Source organism: Streptomyces sp. NBC_01092 (genome assembly GCF_045039535.1).
In the GTDB taxonomy this organism is placed as follows: Bacteria; Actinomycetota; Actinomycetes; order Streptomycetales; family Streptomycetaceae; genus Streptomyces.
Genome location: NZ_CP108659.1, coordinates 5060941 through 5076718, shown reverse-complemented (window position 1 = coordinate 5076718; position 15778 = coordinate 5060941). Strand labels below are relative to the sequence as shown.

Here is a 15778-nt window from a genome sequence, read left to right as displayed (position 1 = left end):
GCTACAGCACGCGGAGGTTGGTGAGCGGGATGTTCCACTCGTTCCGCTCGATGTTTCCCTGCCCGTCCCAATCCGCGGCCGCGGCCGGTACCGCGACCAGCATCAGCCCGGCGACGACAGTGGCCAGGGCAGCGACGACACGACGCATCACGATGCCTCCTCGACGACGGCGATCCCGACCACCCTGCGTCGAGCCGACGGCCCCACCCGCCCGGACACGCCGCTCGGCCGACGGGTTCAGCCGCTCGGTCGCGCCGACTCCACCACGACGGACTCCGCCCCGAGCCGCGCAGACCGCCCGCCGGGTCGGATCACGAGGCACCGATCTCGCAAGCCAGCCGCTCCACCGCCGCTCGGATGCCTTGCCCATAGCCGTCGTCGTTCAGCGCGTCGAGGTGATGCTGTGCCTTGGCCAGGTGGGTGCGGGCGCGGTGACCGTCCCCCAGTTTGCGGTAGTCCGCGGCGAGGTTGAGGTGCAGGGACGGGTAGAACCCCCGTATCGCCAGCGACGCGTCGTGCGCCTTGACCCGCTGGTCGGTCACGGCCCCGGCCGCCTCCCAAGCCCGCAGGTCCCAGGCGAGCTCGTCCTGCGGGTCCTCCTGGAGGTCGGCCATGTAGTGAGCGAGGACGCAGCGATGAAAAGGATCACCGTCCGGCGTGATGTCGCTCCAGACCTCGGCGAACAAGTGCCGGGCCCCCTCGACATCGCCCGCCTGCTGGAGCCCCATGGCTTCCTCGATGCGCTCCATCGTGCCGCCCTCGGCGCCCACACGAACCTCCCCTTGATCGTCGGCGATGGGAGAAAGCGTAGGGGCGACCACTGACACCGCCCTGCCTGTCGCCGGCCAAACGGAGCGCGGCTGGGCGCCGCCGTCAAGGACAACTGGCCCGCCGGAGAGGAACTTGCCTATTGGCCACTCTCATCCGAGCGTCAGCTCGGCCACGGCAGGACCGTGAGCTCCGGCCACTCGTCCCTCCAGCGCGCCGCCTTGGCCTCATAGACCTCCCGCGGGGCAAGCACCGGGTTGGGCCGGACCACAAGGTTGAACACGTCGGAGAGCCCGTGGGGCGCATAGACGCGCCACCCTCCGCCGGACTCCAGCCGCACCCCCAGACAGCACGTCGTCGCAGCGAACGAGTCGATCGCTGCCTCGGTGGACTCGTGAGGCGGGCAGGACACGCCGAATTTCTGCTCGTACCAGAGATGCACGCGGGCCTCGTTGCGGATCTCCACCTCGGCCGGCAGCCCAGCGAACACCTCCTGCCCTGCCCTGATCACGGCATCCTCAGCCTCCCAGGAGAGGTCGGTGCCGTCGAAGTAGAAGATGTCGTAGTCCTTGATGCCGCTGGTCGGGGGCCTGTCGGTGACCACGTTCCACACCGTCTGGAACAGGCAGCCCGCCGTCACATACCAGCCGGGCAGCTCCAACGTCGCTGCCCTGGTCATCACGTCGGTCAGGACCTCGTTCTGGGAGAGCACGGACTGCAAGCCATCGAGCTGCTCACCGAGCGGGAGTCGACCAAACATCCGTACTCCCTATCACGAACAGCCGCTCTCACCAGGCGCGTTGGCCGCAAGCAGACGCCCCGCCCGAGAAGCGAGCAAGGTCAGGACCGCGCGGTCCGGAACGCGAGATACCGGCTGAAGGCTTCATGGCTGTCGGGGGTGAAGCGCCATTCCAGCAGGGCCGACCGCAGCTCCGGCTCGGCCAGCCGGCCATGCCAGGCGACCTCATCAGGATCGGCGGCCACGGTGTCCGGCACGACGGCTTCGTGCACGCCGAGCCAGTGAGGGCTCAATCCGCTGCGATTGATGAACGTGAACAGCAAGCGCGGCAGCACACGAATGCCCAGCTCTTCGGCCAGCTCCCGCGCGGCGGCCTGTTCATAGGACTCGCCGACATCCACGGCGCCACCGACCACGACCTCATAGAGCCCGGGGAAGCGCGACACCCGCTCCGACCGCCGGTGGACGAGGATCCGGCCACGCTCATCACGACACACCGTCGAGGCGACCCGGTGCAGCCACCCCTCCCGGATGGCCTGCCGACGGCTGACCACCCCCAGCACACGATCTTGACCGTCGACACGCTCCACCAGCTCATCCACGACGCACACCATGGCAGAGCCCACCGACAACGCTGCTTCCCGGCGACTCGCGGAGGCCGGCCCAAGAGTGCCTGCACCAGGAGGTCGGGCGCCGATGACAACAGTTGTCGCGCAGTACGACACCTATCGTTGTCCGTTCCCAGGAGATCTGAATTGATGAAGCGCCTCCGAGCTGCGCTTTGTCAGTTCTGCTGGAGCGGCTCGGATGACGGGCGGCCCAGCGGTTCTTCTCTCGGAGGGTGGGGACGTCGAGCCGACGTTCGGGCTCTGTGCAGGCGGCGTGGATCGGGCGTCGGTGCTGGCCGAGGTTCACCCATCGGCGTGGGGCTCGTCGTGCTCGCCAAGCAGGGTCGGCCAGCATGCCGAGCAGCGTTGCTGCGCACATCGCTTCGAAGTCTGACGGTCAGTCCGCCTCGCGGCCGATCACGCAGGCCAGGCGTCAGCCCGGCGGACCGCTTGGAGCAGGCGCAGAGGCTGATGGAACGCGACGGGTGGGGCAGCAGGATGAGCCGCATGAGCACTCTGGACGCCGCCACGGCCGCAGACTCCGTTGCACCGCCGCCCCGTTGGGCGATCTGGGCCGCGCATCTGACCGCGCTGGTTGTACTGCCGAGCGGGCTGTGGCGGATCGCCCTGGTGCTCGGCTATCCGGCCGGCTACCTGGACGAGAGCTTCGCGGACTTCGAAACGCTCGGCGCGAAGGTCTGGATGCTGACACTGAGCGTGGTCAGTGAGCTTCTCGCCTTCCTGACGATCGGTCTGGTGCGGCCCTGGGGCGAGGTCGTGCCGCGCTGGATACCGCTGATCGGAGGGCGAACCGTGCGCCCGGTGGCCGCCGTCGTCCCAGCCGCCCTCGGCGCGGTGGCACTGACCGTGATGTGGGCCAATGTTCCCTGGTGGTGGACGTACCCGCACGATGACATGACGGAGACCGGCGACCTCGTGGTCGGCATCCTCTATCAACCGCTCGTCCTGTGGGGCCCCCTACTCGCCGCCGTCACCGTCTCCTACTACCGGCGGCACCGCTTCCCGCGCAGCCGAATCACAGGGTCTTGAAACAGCGCCCTGTTTGAAGATGTAGCCGAGCGCAGGGTGAGCAACTGTTGAGCCCCGCTGCCTGCAACGGGCCGGATTCATTGGCAACGGACAGCTGAACCCGATGCCCTGGCCGCCACCCCGGAGGTCCAGGGCCTGCTGGGCCGTCCGCGGGAGGTATGGAACGGCGACTGGCCCGGGTGGGAGTGGCTCGACTATGTCGCCATGGAGGCTTACGGGATTGGCTTTATCCGCAGGAACGGACGGACAGCACTTCGACAGTGGCCCAGGAGGTGTCTTGCCGTCGGCACTCGCTCGGAATATTCACGGGTTCTGACAGCACCGAGCCTTCCTGGCGGGCCGAGCGCGGTGGTTGGTCAACGCCAGTCGTCGATCACATACGCGTCCGGGTGGCTGTACCCGGGTTCGTTGGGCCTGTGCATGGTCACGCCCTGCAACCAGGTGCGGAAACCGCGGTCGATCATGCGCCGGTAGGCATCCGGGCGACCCAGGTTCATGCCGGCGTCCAGTTGCCCCAGCCCGCGCTCGGCGGCCAGCCGCTCGCACGCGTCGAGCAGTCGCTCGAACCGGTCGGCGGCCTCCGGACCAGGACGTACGGCGCCGAATTTGACGAAGCACACGTCCACGCCGGCCTCCGACCCGGCTCCGCAGTGGCAGACGGCCAGGCCGTCGAGCTCGGAGCCGGCGCCATGGAGCAGGATGGTGTCACCGAGTCCCTGGGCGTGCGCGGCCACGATCTCGCGTTCCAGGCTCAGGCCCTCGTACACGGCTTCGGTCAGTGCGCGACAGAGGCTCAGCGCGTCGGGCCGCTCGGCGGCGGGCAGTTCGCCGTAGAGCACCCGGCCGGGGACTGCGGCACCGTCTGTGACCTGCTTCTTCATGATGGATGTGAGGAATCGGGGCCAGAAGCCGTACCGGCGGTAGAGCTCAAGATGCTTGGGACTGTGCGCGAAGGTGAACAGGCCGAGGTGGCGATTCCCCCAGGCGTCGAAGCAGTCGATGACCGGCTCCATCAGACGCCTGCCGATGCCCTGGTCCCACAGATCCGGACGTACGGTCAGCGGTCCGAAGAACCCGACGCTGCCCCAGTTGGTGGCGAAGTTCGATCCAACCACTTCGCCCTCGACCGTCGCTGCGAACGCCGCCGGTGGATCGGCCGCCCAGCGGGTGCGGACGTAGTCGACGGTCCCGAACGGATCAGGTGCCCCCAGGAAGGTCCCGAAGGCGGCCCTGCAGATCTCATCGGCCCGATCCAGGTCCGTCTCACCCAACGGGCGGACTGATACCGGGACCGCGCCACTCTTGCGCTCCGCTGCTGGTGGGACCATCACTCTCCCCTTCCTACCCCCGTTCCATCGCACCACGGAGGTGCGCCGCAGGCGAGGTGAACCGGCGACACCCCCGAGGACTCGTAACCCACGAGGTCAGCGCAGGTCGCGGCCCAGTACCAGCCCGCCAAGTTGCGCTGCCCCGCCAGGACGGAAACGCACGTACCTGCCCGGCCGTCTCGAACCGGGCCCGCCACATCACCTCGAGCGGCCCACCGTGCGACTCGCCCTGGGCGTCGATGTGCTCCAGCCAGAAGTCCCCGCCTCCACCAGGCACCTCCACTCGGCGCTGACCAGGTGGGACGGCCGTAGGCAGCCGGACTCAGCGGTGGATCAGAAAGAGCGAGGCAGATCAGCAGATGGCCAAGGTTGACTGAGGCGCGCGATCAGATGGTTCAGATAGACCGAGACCGGTGCACCTTCAGCGAGATGCACCACGACCATCGCAAGCCCCTCCGACATTGACGTGGCGTGGCGCACTTTTGCAAGCGGGTGCTTGCAATAGTTAGCGGGGGTGCGGCAAGGTGGAGGCATGGCATCGCTCAACGTCGGCAATCTCGGTGAGTATCTGCGCGAACAGCGGCGCACAGCGCAGCTGTCGTTGCGGCAGCTCGCCGACGCCGCCGGGGTGTCCAATCCGTATCTGAGCCAGATCGAGCGCGGGCTGCGCAAGCCGAGCGCGGAGGTGTTGCAGCAGGTCGCCAAGGCACTGCGGATCTCCGCCGAGACGCTGTACGTCCGGGCCGGCATCCTCGACGCCGAGCGGGACCGGGACGAGGTGGAGACGCGCGCCGTCATCCTCGCCGATCCCACGCTCAACGAGCGGCAGAAGCAGGTGCTGCTCCAGATCTACGAATCCTTCCGCAAGGAGAACGGGTTCGGGATATCCCCCGAGGAGGCCGACGCCGAAGCCGAGGCCGAAGCCGTGGTGGAGGCCGTCCGGTCCGCCGGCTCGGATCCGGACGCCCCGCAGAGCGACGGCGAGTCCGACGACGCCGACGTACGCCGAAGCCGTAAGACCCGCAAGAACAGCACGGCCGACGGCGACCGAGAGCCCGCCGCGCGCCGTAGCCGGACGACCCGCACGACCCGCAACACCCGCACGACCCGTACGTCCGACGGCAGCGACGCCGACCCGGAGAACCCGACCGACCCGCAGCAGTCGGCCGGCTGACCAAGAGCCGCCGTACGCGCGACGCGCATCGGCGAGCACACATCAGCCGTCAGCCGTCCGGCCGACCGCGGGGACCAAAACCCTCACCTCGAAGCAACCCGGGAGGACCCTCACCATGGCCATCACCGACGACCTGCGTAAGACCCTCAGCGACCCGACCCCGCTCTACTTCGCCGCCGGCACCGCCGACCTGGCCCTCCAGCAGGCCAGGAAGGTGCCCGCCCTGGTGGAGCAGCTGCGCGCCGAGGCCCCGGCCCGGTTCGAGGCCGTACGCAGCACCGACCCGAAGGCCGTCCAGGAGAAGGCCACCAGCCGTGCCAAGGAGGCGAGCGCCAAGGCCAAGGAGGCCCAGGAGACCCTCCAGACCAAGGTCAACGAGTTCGTCACCAGCCTGGACGCCGACATCAAGAAGTTCGGCAGCAACCTCGACACCGACTTCAAGAAGTTCGGCAGCAGCATCGACGCCGACCTGAAGAAGTTCGGCGAGAGCGCCCAGGACCTCGCGCTGCGCACCCTCGGCGTCGCCGCCGAGTACGCCGTCAAGGCCCGTGAGACCTACGAGAAGGTCGCCGAGCACGGCGAGCAGACCGTGAAGACCTGGCGTGGCGAGGCGGCCGAGGAGATCGAGGAGCTCGCCGTCGTCGTCGAGCCCAAGGCCGATCCGGTCGAGGTCAAGGACGACAAGGCCGAGGCCAAGCCGGCCGAGACCAAGCCCGCCGCCGAGGCCGCCCCGGCGAAGAAGCCGGCGCCGGCCAAGAAGGCTCCGGCGCGCAAGGCCACCGCCAAGAAGACGACCCCGCCCGCCAAGTAACACGGACGGGTGAAAAGGGACGGGCCGACACGGGCCGGGCACTTAGCGAGTGCTCGGCCCGTTGTTCGGGTAGCGGTCCTGCGGTTGCGGGTACGGTGACCGCGTAGGTACGAGCCGATTCGGGTGGTGGACGTTGTGCTGATGCAGGGCTTCGCGGGGTTCATGTGGCTGCTGAGCATGGCCCTGATCCTTTTCAGCGGCTTCGCGCTGATCGACGCGGCCATCCGCCGTGAGGACGCCTACCGCGCCGCGGACAAGCAGACCAAGGCCTTCTGGCTGATCGTCCTCGGCCTCGCCTTCGTGGTGAACCTGATCTTCAACATCCTGTCGTTCCTGCCGATCATCGGCCTCATCGCGACCATCGTGTACATGGTCGATGTCCGCCCCAACATCAAGAACCTCCCGGGCGGCGGCCGCAGCAGGCGCGGCGGCTCCAGCAGCGACGGCCCCTACGGTCCCTGGAACGGCGGCCGCTGATCACGCGGCTGATCAACAACGCCCCACGGCTGATCAACAACGCCCTAGCTGATCAACAACGTGCCTAGCTGATCGACAACGCCCCTAGGGGGCAACGCCCCAGGGGCGCGGGGCCGCAGCGGAGCGCAGCGCAACCGCCCCGCTCAGACCCCCCGATCCAGCAAAAGCACAGCCACGTCATCCGTCAGCTCCCCGCCATTGAGGTCCCGAACCTCATTGACGGCCGCCCGAAGCAACGCCTCCCCGCGCAGCCCCTCGGACAGCTGCCGCCGGACCATCTCCACCATGCCGTCCTGCCCGAGCCGCTCCCGGCCCTGGCCGACGTAGCCCTCGATCAAGCCGTCGGTGTAGAGCATCAGACTCCACTCGGCGCCCAGCTTGACCTCCATCCGAGGCCACCGTGCCCCGGGCAGCAGACCGAGCGCGGGCCCGTTGTTGTCGTACGGCAGCAGCTGCGCAGGCCGCCCGGGCCGGGCCAGCAGAGGCGACGGATGCCCCGCCAGGCACAGCCCCGCTCGCCTGCCGTCCGGCGCGATGTCCACCGTGCAGAGGGTCGCGAAGATCTCGTCGTCGGCCCGCTCGTGCTCAAGAACCTTCTGCAGCGTTCCCAGCAGCGCGTCCCCGCACAGCCCGGCCAGCGTCAGCGCCCGCCAGGCGATCCGCAGCTCCACACCGAGGGCGGCCTCGTCCGGCCCATGCCCGCAGACGTCGCCGATCATGGCGTGCACGGTGCCGTCGGCGGTGCGGACGACGTCGTAGAAGTCACCGCCCAGCAGGGCACGCGAACGCCCGGGCCGGTAGCGCGCGGCGAACCGCAGCGACGAGCCCTCCAGCAGCGGCGTCGGCAGCAGACCGCGCTCCAGACGCCGGTTCTCCTGCGCCCGCAGCCGGCCCTCGGCGAGCCGCCGCTCGGCCGTGTCGGAACGTTTCCTCTCCACGGCGTAGCGGATCGCACGGCTCAGCAGCCGCCCGTCCAGTTCGTCCCGGAAGAGGTAGTCCTGCGCGCCGACGCGCACGGCTTCGGCGCCGCGCTCGGCGTCACCGGAGGCGGTGAGCGCGAGGACGGCGTGCCGGGGCGCGATCTCCAGGACGTGCCGGAGTACGGCCAGCTCGTCGTCCGCGACCCGGCCGGGCGCCGCCAGCGCGAGGTCCAGCAGGATGCAGTGGACGTCGTCGGTGAGCAGCCGCTCGGCCTCGGTGAGGTTGCGGGCGGTGCGCACACGGATCGGCCTGCCGGCCGAGTCGTGCAGCTCGGGCACCATCGCGGAGCCGCCGGGATCGTCCTCGATCAGCAGCAGCGTCAGGTTGTTAGGGGCGGTGTTCTCGACCGCTTCACGCTGACGCAGGGCCACCTCCCGAGAGGTGCCGCCTGGGGACGCGGCCGGCGCCTGACCAGTCTCCACGGCCGGGATCGCTCTCTGCCGCGGTACGGGTACGGGCATCGTGTTGAGTTCCTTCCCTCCCCCCGAGGGCATGGTGGGAACGAGGGGTCTCGATCCACCGACGGGGACCATAGCGGGTGTCGGCGCCGCAGCGGAATGGTGTGGAGCACGCCGGGTGGAGGCTGGCCGCTGTCATATGCCGCGTTCCATACCGCAGTTGGACAGGGCGGCGCACCGGCAAGGATGACGAACGTCACGTCAACGCGGCGTTTGGTGGCGATGTGACGTGGGGTGGGTCACGTGGGCCGAGTCACGGCCCGCAGGTCACAAGACGCCCTGAATCCTCACGCATCGGGCCGAACCACCCCGAGGATCGGCATCGACCCGGCCCCCGCGATCGTCACCGTCCGCCCCGGACGCGGGGCGTGGATGATGGCGCCGTCGCCGATGTACATGGCGACATGGCTCGCGTCGTCGTTGTAGATGATGAGGTCGCCGGGTCGCATGTCCTTGATGTCGATGCGCTTGAGCTGCTTCCACTGCTCCTGCGAGGTCCGCGGAATCCCGCTCCCGGCACTGGCCCAGGCCTGAGACGTCAACCCTGAACAGTCATACGTCTTGGGCCCCTCCGCACCCCATTCATACAGTTTGCCCAACTGTGCACCGGCATACTTGACGGCCTTTCGCCCCTGCTCGGACGCCTTGCCCTTGACGTCCTTCAGTGCGCCGGAGTCCAGCCAGGCGGTCTGCGCCTTGTAGGCGGCCTCCTCCTCCAGCTTCTTGAGCCGCTCCAGCTGCTCCTTCTCCAGCTGGGACTCCAGCTGTTCGGCCGCCTTGATCTGCTTCTCGATCTTCTTCTGGGCGGCGGCCTTGGCCTTGCGCCCGGCCTCCAGCTTCTGCCACTGGGCGGAGGCGTCCCTGGAGTACTGCTCCAAGTCCTGCTGGGTGCGCGTCATTTCCGCCAGCAGCCCCTTGGTGGCGCGCTGCCCCTGAATCACTCGCCCGGCCCCGTCGAGGAAGGTCCGCGGATCGTCACTCAGCATCAACTTCGCCTCGTCGGGCAACCCGCCCAGCCGATACTGAGCGGCGGCAGCGGAGCCGGCCCGCTCCTTCAGCTCGGCGAGCTTCTCCTGCCCCCTGACGATCTTCTTGGCCAGCGAGACGATCTCGGCGGACTGCTTCTCGGCCGCCTCCTCGGCGGCGTTGTACTGGTCGGTGGCGACGGCCGCGGAGTGGTAGAGCTTCTCCAGCTTCTTGCGGACTTCCTCAAGCTCCTTGTTCGACACGGGGGTCGGTGAAGAAGAGGGTGAGGCGCTCGGGGTCGGTGAGGGGGAGGGTGCCGCGAAGGCGGTGCCCGGTGCCGCCAGTACGGTGACCGCGCAGACGACGGTCACGGCCATCATGAGCAGGCCGCGCTTGCCCGTACCCATACTCGTGCCCCCAAACTGATGTCTCGTCAGTAACTTACGAGCGTCCGGGGGATCGTGCCACGACGGCGCGCAAAGCGACAGAGGTCTGCTTCCCCCCATTCACTCCCCGTCATGACGATCTCCCCACCTTTGTGACGAACGACTCGCGGAGATCGTTCCGTGATCCGCGGTCGACGGGGGAAACGAGAGGGAAAGCGCCGGAAACGAGACAAGGGTGACCTATGTCCGGGGCGCCAACGCCTCCCACCGCACGGTCACTTCCCCCTGCCGCCACCGCCCCGGCCCGTCGGACACCGGCCAGTCGCCCGCGAGATCCCGCACCGCCCGGATCCAGCGCTGCCGGGCACCGTACGAGGCGTAGGGCGCCGCGGCCGCCCAGGCGCGGTCGAAGTCCCGCAGAAACGCATGGACCGGTTCACCGGGCACATTGCGATGGATGAGCGCCTTGGGCAGCCGCTCGGCGAGATCCGACGGCCGCTCCAGCGACCCCAGCCGCGCGGCGAACGTCACCGTCCGCGGCCCCTCCGGCCCGAGCGCGACCCACACATGTCGGCGCCCGATCTCGTCACAGGTCCCCTCCACGAGCAGCCCGCCCGGCGCCAGCCGAGCACACAGCCGCTCCCAGGCCCCGGCGACCTCCCCCTCCTCGTACTGCCGCAACACATTCGCGGCCCGCACGAGCACCGGCCGCTGCGGAATCGGAACCTCGAACCCGCCGTGCCGAAAAACGAGCCCCTCCCGCTCATACGGCTTGGCGGCGGCAACCCGAGCCGGCTCGATCTCCAGCCCGACCACCGTCACCCGAGGCGCAACGACCCGCAGCCGCCCCAACAACTCGACGGCGGTCCAGGGGGCAGCGCCGTACCCGAGATCAACAGCAACGGCATCCGCAACCCGACGAAGCTCGCGCCCCTGCGTATGAGCGATCCAGCGATCCATACGGCGCAGCCGATTGGGGTTGGTGGTCCCGCGTGTCACCGTTCCCACGGGGCGGGAGGCGCGGGCATTCATGCATACGAGGGTATGCGCCCCGCTCTGACGGGAAGGTCGTGCCACCCGCACTGGCGCAACGGCGAGCAGGGGACGTGCCGGGGGGTGTCCGCCCGCAGCGGCGGGCGTCAAGAAACGACAGCCTCCCTGCCCAACAGCAACCGCCCGACCGAGGACGGACACCCCCCGGCACGGCCCCGACCCCCGACGCACGGGTGGTGCGCAACGCGAACCCCCACCGAACCGGCACAGGCCGCCGCAGGCATGCCCGCGCTCACGCCCACGCACCCAGACCCCGAACAGTTGAGCGACCCCCGGTAATTCCTAGGCAAAAACCACCCCACCAGGAATGGGAACCCAGCCCTCCGGCGTTGCACCGCCTTGGAGGGCGCTCAACCCTCCGTCCGGCATGCCCGCAGCCAAGGAGGACCGCCACGTGAGCCAGTACGTCAGCAGGCTCAGGCACCGCTCCCAGGCGGCGGCCCCCTCACGGCTCAGGCTCCACCGCCGCCCCCGCCGCGTAGCCATGCTCAGCGTGCACACCTCCCCGCTCCACCAGCCCGGCACCGGCGACGCCGGCGGCATGAACGTCTACATCGTGGAGCTGGCGCAGCGCCTCGCCGCGATCAACATCGAGGTCGAGATCTTCACCCGCACCACCGCCACCGACCTCCCTCCCACCGTGGAACTGGCCCCCGGCGTCCTCGTCCGCCACATCGACGCCGGCCCCTACGAGGGCCTCAACAAGGAGGACCTCCCCGCCCAGCTCTGCGCCTTCACCCACGGTGTGATGCAGGCCTGGGCCGGCCACCGCCCCGGCTACTACGACCTGGTCCACTCCCACTACTGGCTCTCCGGCCACGTCGGCTGGCTGGCAGCTCAGCGCTGGGGCGCCCCCCTGGTGCACGCCATGCACACCATGGCCAAGGTCAAGAACGCCAACCTCGCCGACGGCGACACCCCCGAACCCGCCGCCCGGGTCATCGGCGAGACCCAGATCGTCGCCGCCGCGGACCGCCTCATCGCCAACACCGCCGAGGAGGCCGAAGAACTCGTACGGCACTACGCGGCCGCCCGCGACAAGGTCGCCGTGGTTCACCCCGGCGTGAACCTCACCCGCTTCTCGCCCGCCGACGGCCGAGCCGCAGCCCGCGCCCGCCTCGGCCTCCCGCAGGACGCCCTGATCCCGCTCTTCGCCGGCCGCATCCAGCCCCTGAAGGCCCCGGACGTCCTGCTGCGCGCGGTGGCGGTCCTCCTCGACGAGCACCCCGAGCTGCGCTCCCGGATCGTCGTCCCGATCGTCGGCGGCCCCAGCGGCAGCGGCCTCGCCAAGCCGGAGGGCCTGCAAAAGCTCGCCGCCCGCCTGGGCGTCGCGGATGTCGTACGGTTCCGCCCGCCCGTCGGCCAGGAGCAGCTCGCCGACTGGTTCCGGGCGGCATCGGTGCTGGTCATGCCGTCGTACAGTGAGTCCTTCGGGCTGGTGGCCATCGAGGCGCAGGCGGCCGGCACACCCGTACTGGCCGCAGCGGTCGGCGGCCTGCCGGTCGCGGTCCGGGACGGCCGTACCGGATTCCTGGTCCAGGGCCACAACCCCGCCGAGTACGCGCGCGTGCTGCACGCCTTCGCCGACGACCCGCACCTGGCCACCCGCATGGGCGAGGCGGCCTCCCGGCACGCCCAGTCCTTCGGCTGGGACACCTCGGCGGCCGCCACGGCGGACGTCTACACGGCCGCGGCCCAGGCCCACCGCCGTCGCGTACGCTCCCACCATGGGTGACGCACAGGACGTACAGCGGGCGGCGCAGGTCGTCGAGGGGGCCCTGAAGGACGCCGACCTGGAGTGGGAGAGCCCCGCCCCCGGCAACTACGTCGTCAAGCTCCCCGGCACGCGCAAGCTCTCGACGACCGTGTCCCTGCTCGTCGGCCGCCACTCCCTGTCGCTGAACGCCTTCGTCATCCGCCACCCCGACGAGAACGAACCCGGCGTCCACCGCTGGCTCCTGGAGCGCAACCTCAAGCTCTACGGCGTGAGCTACGCCGTGGACCGGCTCGGCGACATCTACGTCACCGCGAAGCTCCCGCTCGCCGGCGTCACGGCCGACGAGATCGACCGCCTCCTCGGCCAGGTCCTGGAGGCGGCGGACGGCGCCTTCAACACCCTCCTGGAGCTCGGTTTCGCGTCCGCGATCCGCAAGGAGTACGAGTGGCGCGTGGCGCGCGGCGAGTCGACGCGGAACCTGGACGCGTTCACCCATCTGATCCAGCGGCCCTCGGAGTGACGTAAGGACCTGGAAAAGGTCCGCACCAACTCATCCCGCACGACCCCTTCCGTACTCGTGAGGGGCCGTGGCATGCTCGCGCCCATCGCACTTCTGAACGTCGTTCACATCCATGAAGAGCCGCATGGGAAGGACGCACGGACCATGGGCAATGCGCACCTCACCAGACGAACCCTGCTGGGCGGAGCCACGGCCGTGGCACTCGCGGCAGCGACCGGCACGGCACAGGCGGCCCCCGGCGCCCCCGAAGTCCCTATCGCCCCTATAGCCCCCGAAGCCTCCATAGCCCCCGAAGCCTCCATAGCCCCCGAAGCCTCCATAGCCCCCGAAGCGCCCATCGCCTCCGGAGTCCCCGAAGCCTCCGAAGTCCCTTCCCTCTGGCATGAGTTCACCCGCACCCCCTTCACCCACCCCCAGATCCCCTGCATCGGCCGGGCCGGCCACCGCGGCGGAGCCTCCCGCTTTCCCCGCCCCCGCGTCGTGGCCGACGTACGCGACTTCGGCGCCGTGGCGGACGGCACGACCGACTCCGCCCCCGCGATCAACCGTGCCATCGCCGCCGCCGGAAAGGCCGGCGGTGGCACGGTCACCATCCCGCCCGGCACGTTCCGCATCGACGACGTCATCCGCATCGGCCACTCGAACGTGGTCCTCCGCGGCGCCGGCAGCACCCGCACCAAGCTCCACGCGACGCGCAACCTCACCGAACTGATCGGCCCCTACGGCTCCCGCTACGGCGGCGACAAGTCGTCCTGGTCCTGGGCGGGCGGCCTCATCTGGCTGGCCCCGACGGCCCGTTGGGACTCCCTCGTGGCCGCGATCAGGGCGAAGGCCTGGCCGTTCGAGGGCTGGACCGGAAACCGCCGCGACGAGTGGCGCACCCTCACGACACTCGCCCCGGCGCGCCAGGGCTCGTGGACGGTGACGGTCGCCGACCCCTCGGCACTGCGCCCCGGCGCGCTGGTCCTGCTCCGCCTCGCCGACGACGCCGACCACACCCTGCTGGAGCACATGTGCGGCGGCGGCCCGGGCGCCGAGGCGTACACCTGGGACGACAAGACGAAACTGACGTCGTACGTTCCCTACGAATGGCCGGTCCGCATCACCCGCGTCCAGGGCCGCAAGGTCACCCTCGAACGACCGCTCCCGCTGGACCTGCGCCCCGAGTGGGACCCCCGACTGACCACCCACGTCGGCGAACTGACCGGATCGGGCGTCGAGGGCCTGACCCTGGAGGCGGTGGAGACCCCACAACAGCCCCACCTCCTCGACAAGGGCCACAACGGAGTCGTCTTCCAGTGCGCCTACGACTGCTGGGCCGACGACGTGACGGTCCGCCACGTCGACAACGGCTTCGGCCTGGTGGCGGCCTCCGCCTGCACGCTCCGGCACACGCGCGTGGCGGGCCGCGGCAGCCACCACCCCTACTTCTGCCGCGAGGGCTCGCACGACAACCTGATCGAGGACTTCACCATCGAGGCCCGCACGACCCCGGCCCCCGCGGGCACCCAGCTGCACGGCATCAACGTCGAGGGCCTGTCCTCCCACAACGTCTGGTCACGCGGCGACATGCGGATGGGCACCTTCGACAGCCACCGCGGCCTGCCCTTCGCCAACGTCCGCACCGACATCACCGTCGACAACAACGGCCGCCACGGCGGCGACGCCAGCGCGGGCCCCCTGTTCGGCGCACGTTTCACCCACTGGAACATCCGGGTCACGAACGGCCGCGCGGGCATGATCCGCCTCGACGGCCTGGCCCCGTACTCCGCCACCGTCGGCCTGAACGAGGTCAGGGAGTTCGACCAGATCGACGTCCCCGACTTCGCGGGCGACCTCCACTCCCGCCTGGAGCTGTACGGCACGACGGACGTCGTACAACCGCGCAATCTGTACGACGCTCAGCGCGCGCTGCTGCGATAGCGCCCCGGCGGCACCCCGACCAACCTCTTGAAGTGCCGCGTCAGATGGGCCTGGTCGTAGAACCCGGTCGCGGTCGCCGTTTCGGCCGGGCTCGCCCCGCCCAGCAGCAGGGCGCGGGCGCTCTCGACGCGGCGGGAGTTGAGGTACTGGTGCGGGGCGATGCCGAAGGCGGTGCTGAACGCCCGTACCAGGTGGGCGGGATGGGCGTGCAGCAGCCGGGCGGCCTCGTCGAGGGTGAGGCCCTGGGCGACGCGTGCGTCCAGGAGCTCACGGAGCTCGCGGGCGAGGGCGGGGTCACGTCGCTCCCCGGCGACCGACCGCGCCCGCAGGTGCTCGCGCAGCCGCTCTCCGACGAGGGTCAGCCTGCTCTCCGCCTCCAACTCGTCGCCGGGGTGGCCGAGCGCGGCGTGCAACTGGCCGACCCGCCGCCGGAGCACCGGATCCCGGAGGTCGGGGGAGTCCACCGCCGGGCCGATCAGGTCCTCGCCGAGCCGCGTGCTGTCGAGATAGAGCACCCGCTTGCGGAAGCCGTCCGGGGTGGCGGGGGAGCCGTTGTGCGGGACGTGCGGAGGCAGCAGGGACACCGTGTCGAGCGGCGTGCCGTGCTCATGGCGCTCCAGGTCGTACCGTACGGCGCCGTCGTCGACGATGAGCAGCGTCCAGGCCTCGTGCACATGCATCGGATACGCGTACTCGGTGAAGTGCGCGTGGAAGACCTCCACGACGCCCGGGACGTGCGGGCGCCAGGCGGAGACATCACGCTGCGGTGCCATGCAAAGAACGTACAAGACGCTGTCGTACGGCGCCCGGCAGTCTCGG

Annotated in this window: 16 protein-coding genes; 7 read left to right on the top strand and 9 right to left on the bottom strand. The window is 69.9% G+C overall.

Features of this window, described 5'->3' with window-relative positions; all coding sequences use genetic code 11:
• Position 1: 1 nt before the first annotated feature.
• The 4 genes from OG254_RS22825 to OG254_RS22810 all read right to left on the bottom strand — a co-directional run bounded on the left by OG254_RS22825 (position 2) and on the right by OG254_RS22810 (position 2121).
• Positions 2 to 148: a hypothetical protein gene (locus tag OG254_RS22825; RefSeq protein WP_405584702.1), complete on the bottom strand. Its 147-nt coding sequence runs from the start codon at positions 146 to 148 to the stop codon at positions 2 to 4.
• 163 nt (positions 149 to 311) lie between these two features.
• On the bottom strand, positions 312 to 749 hold the full coding sequence (locus tag OG254_RS22820) for a hypothetical protein (RefSeq protein ID WP_405595131.1): 438 nt from the start codon (positions 747 to 749) through the stop codon (positions 312 to 314).
• 182 nt (positions 750 to 931) lie between these two features.
• A complete protein-coding gene (locus OG254_RS22815; RefSeq protein WP_405584699.1) occupies positions 932 to 1528 on the bottom strand; it encodes a nucleotidyltransferase family protein in 597 nt (198 codons plus the stop codon).
• A gap of 80 nt (positions 1529 to 1608) precedes the next feature.
• On the bottom strand, positions 1609 to 2121 hold the full coding sequence (locus OG254_RS22810) for an NUDIX domain-containing protein (RefSeq protein WP_405595129.1): 513 nt from the start codon (positions 2119 to 2121) through the stop codon (positions 1609 to 1611).
• Positions 2122 to 2613: 492 nt separating this feature from the next.
• On the opposite strand from OG254_RS22810, the gene OG254_RS22805 reads away from it, so the two are divergent.
• Positions 2614 to 3165, top strand: a complete 552-nt coding sequence (locus OG254_RS22805) for a hypothetical protein (RefSeq protein ID WP_405584697.1) — start codon at positions 2614 to 2616, stop codon at positions 3163 to 3165.
• 356 nt (positions 3166 to 3521) lie between these two features.
• Here OG254_RS22805 and OG254_RS22800 read toward each other — a convergent pair whose 3' ends face one another.
• Positions 3522 to 4436 (bottom strand): GNAT family N-acetyltransferase, encoded by a 915-nt coding sequence (locus tag OG254_RS22800; protein WP_405584694.1) that lies wholly within the window; start codon positions 4434 to 4436, stop codon positions 3522 to 3524.
• A 589-nt stretch (positions 4437 to 5025) separates the two neighbouring features.
• On the opposite strand from OG254_RS22800, the gene OG254_RS22795 reads away from it, so the two are divergent.
• The 3 genes from OG254_RS22795 to OG254_RS22785 all read left to right on the top strand — a co-directional run bounded on the left by OG254_RS22795 (position 5026) and on the right by OG254_RS22785 (position 6955).
• Complete coding sequence (locus tag OG254_RS22795) at positions 5026 to 5667, top strand: helix-turn-helix domain-containing protein (RefSeq protein ID WP_405584692.1); 642 nt, start codon at positions 5026 to 5028, stop codon at positions 5665 to 5667.
• Positions 5668 to 5782: 115 nt separating this feature from the next.
• Positions 5783 to 6478 (top strand): hypothetical protein, encoded by a 696-nt coding sequence (locus OG254_RS22790; RefSeq protein ID WP_405584689.1) that lies wholly within the window; start codon positions 5783 to 5785, stop codon positions 6476 to 6478.
• Between the two features lie 141 nt (positions 6479 to 6619).
• The gene (locus OG254_RS22785) at positions 6620 to 6955 is read left to right on the top strand and encodes a DUF2516 family protein (RefSeq protein ID WP_351197625.1); all 336 of its coding nucleotides are present in this window, start codon (positions 6620 to 6622) and stop codon (positions 6953 to 6955) included.
• 143 nt (positions 6956 to 7098) lie between these two features.
• Here OG254_RS22785 and OG254_RS22780 read toward each other — a convergent pair whose 3' ends face one another.
• The 3 genes from OG254_RS22780 to OG254_RS22770 all read right to left on the bottom strand — a co-directional run bounded on the left by OG254_RS22780 (position 7099) and on the right by OG254_RS22770 (position 10778).
• Complete coding sequence (locus OG254_RS22780; RefSeq protein ID WP_405584687.1) at positions 7099 to 8397, bottom strand: PP2C family protein-serine/threonine phosphatase; 1299 nt, start codon at positions 8395 to 8397, stop codon at positions 7099 to 7101.
• A 284-nt stretch (positions 8398 to 8681) separates the two neighbouring features.
• Positions 8682 to 9767 carry an NlpC/P60 family protein gene (locus tag OG254_RS22775; protein ID WP_405584684.1) on the bottom strand — a complete coding sequence of 362 codons (1086 nt, stop codon included), beginning with the start codon at positions 9765 to 9767 and terminating at the stop codon, positions 8682 to 8684.
• 219 nt (positions 9768 to 9986) lie between these two features.
• Complete coding sequence (locus OG254_RS22770; RefSeq protein WP_405584681.1) at positions 9987 to 10778, bottom strand: class I SAM-dependent methyltransferase; 792 nt, start codon at positions 10776 to 10778, stop codon at positions 9987 to 9989.
• A 415-nt stretch (positions 10779 to 11193) separates the two neighbouring features.
• Here OG254_RS22770 and mshA point away from each other — a divergent pair, with 415 nt between their 5' ends.
• The 3 genes from mshA (at position 11194) to OG254_RS22755 (ending at position 14959) form a co-directional block, all read left to right on the top strand.
• Positions 11194 to 12534, top strand: a complete 1341-nt coding sequence (gene mshA, locus OG254_RS22765; RefSeq protein WP_351197587.1) for a D-inositol-3-phosphate glycosyltransferase — start codon at positions 11194 to 11196, stop codon at positions 12532 to 12534.
• The gene (locus OG254_RS22760) at positions 12527 to 13036 is read left to right on the top strand and encodes a YbjN domain-containing protein (RefSeq protein WP_405584679.1); all 510 of its coding nucleotides are present in this window, start codon (positions 12527 to 12529) and stop codon (positions 13034 to 13036) included. Before mshA ends, OG254_RS22760 begins: the two co-directional genes overlap by 8 nt.
• 144 nt (positions 13037 to 13180) lie before the next feature.
• Entirely contained in the window at positions 13181 to 14959 is a 1779-nt protein-coding gene (locus tag OG254_RS22755; protein ID WP_405584676.1) for a glycosyl hydrolase family 28-related protein, read from the top strand.
• Here OG254_RS22755 and OG254_RS22750 read toward each other — a convergent pair.
• A complete protein-coding gene (locus OG254_RS22750; RefSeq protein ID WP_405584673.1) occupies positions 14938 to 15732 on the bottom strand; it encodes a helix-turn-helix domain-containing protein in 795 nt (264 codons plus the stop codon). The genes OG254_RS22755 and OG254_RS22750 overlap by 22 nt on opposite strands.
• Between the last annotated feature and the right edge of the window lie 46 nt (positions 15733 to 15778).

Coding starts and splice junctions, on each gene's coding strand:
- OG254_RS22760 (WP_405584679.1), top strand. CDS start 12,527: ATGGGTGACGCACAGGACGTACAGCGGGCGGCGCAGGTCGTCGAGGGG.
- OG254_RS22825 (WP_405584702.1), bottom strand. CDS start 148: ATGCGTCGTGTCGTCGCTGCCCTGGCCACTGTCGTCGCCGGGCTGATG.
- OG254_RS22810 (WP_405595129.1), bottom strand. CDS start 2,121: ATGGTGTGCGTCGTGGATGAGCTGGTGGAGCGTGTCGACGGTCAAGAT.
- OG254_RS22815 (WP_405584699.1), bottom strand. CDS start 1,528: ATGTTTGGTCGACTCCCGCTCGGTGAGCAGCTCGATGGCTTGCAGTCC.
- OG254_RS22805 (WP_405584697.1), top strand. CDS start 2,614: ATGAGCCGCATGAGCACTCTGGACGCCGCCACGGCCGCAGACTCCGTT.
- OG254_RS22755 (WP_405584676.1), top strand. CDS start 13,181: ATGGGCAATGCGCACCTCACCAGACGAACCCTGCTGGGCGGAGCCACG.
- OG254_RS22750 (WP_405584673.1), bottom strand. CDS start 15,732: ATGGCACCGCAGCGTGATGTCTCCGCCTGGCGCCCGCACGTCCCGGGC.
- OG254_RS22790 (WP_405584689.1), top strand. CDS start 5,783: ATGGCCATCACCGACGACCTGCGTAAGACCCTCAGCGACCCGACCCCG.
- OG254_RS22780 (WP_405584687.1), bottom strand. CDS start 8,397: ATGCCCGTACCCGTACCGCGGCAGAGAGCGATCCCGGCCGTGGAGACT.
- OG254_RS22820 (WP_405595131.1), bottom strand. CDS start 749: ATGGAGCGCATCGAGGAAGCCATGGGGCTCCAGCAGGCGGGCGATGTC.
- OG254_RS22775 (WP_405584684.1), bottom strand. CDS start 9,767: ATGGGTACGGGCAAGCGCGGCCTGCTCATGATGGCCGTGACCGTCGTC.
- OG254_RS22795 (WP_405584692.1), top strand. CDS start 5,026: ATGGCATCGCTCAACGTCGGCAATCTCGGTGAGTATCTGCGCGAACAG.
- OG254_RS22785 (WP_351197625.1), top strand. CDS start 6,620: ATGCAGGGCTTCGCGGGGTTCATGTGGCTGCTGAGCATGGCCCTGATC.
- OG254_RS22770 (WP_405584681.1), bottom strand. CDS start 10,778: ATGAATGCCCGCGCCTCCCGCCCCGTGGGAACGGTGACACGCGGGACC.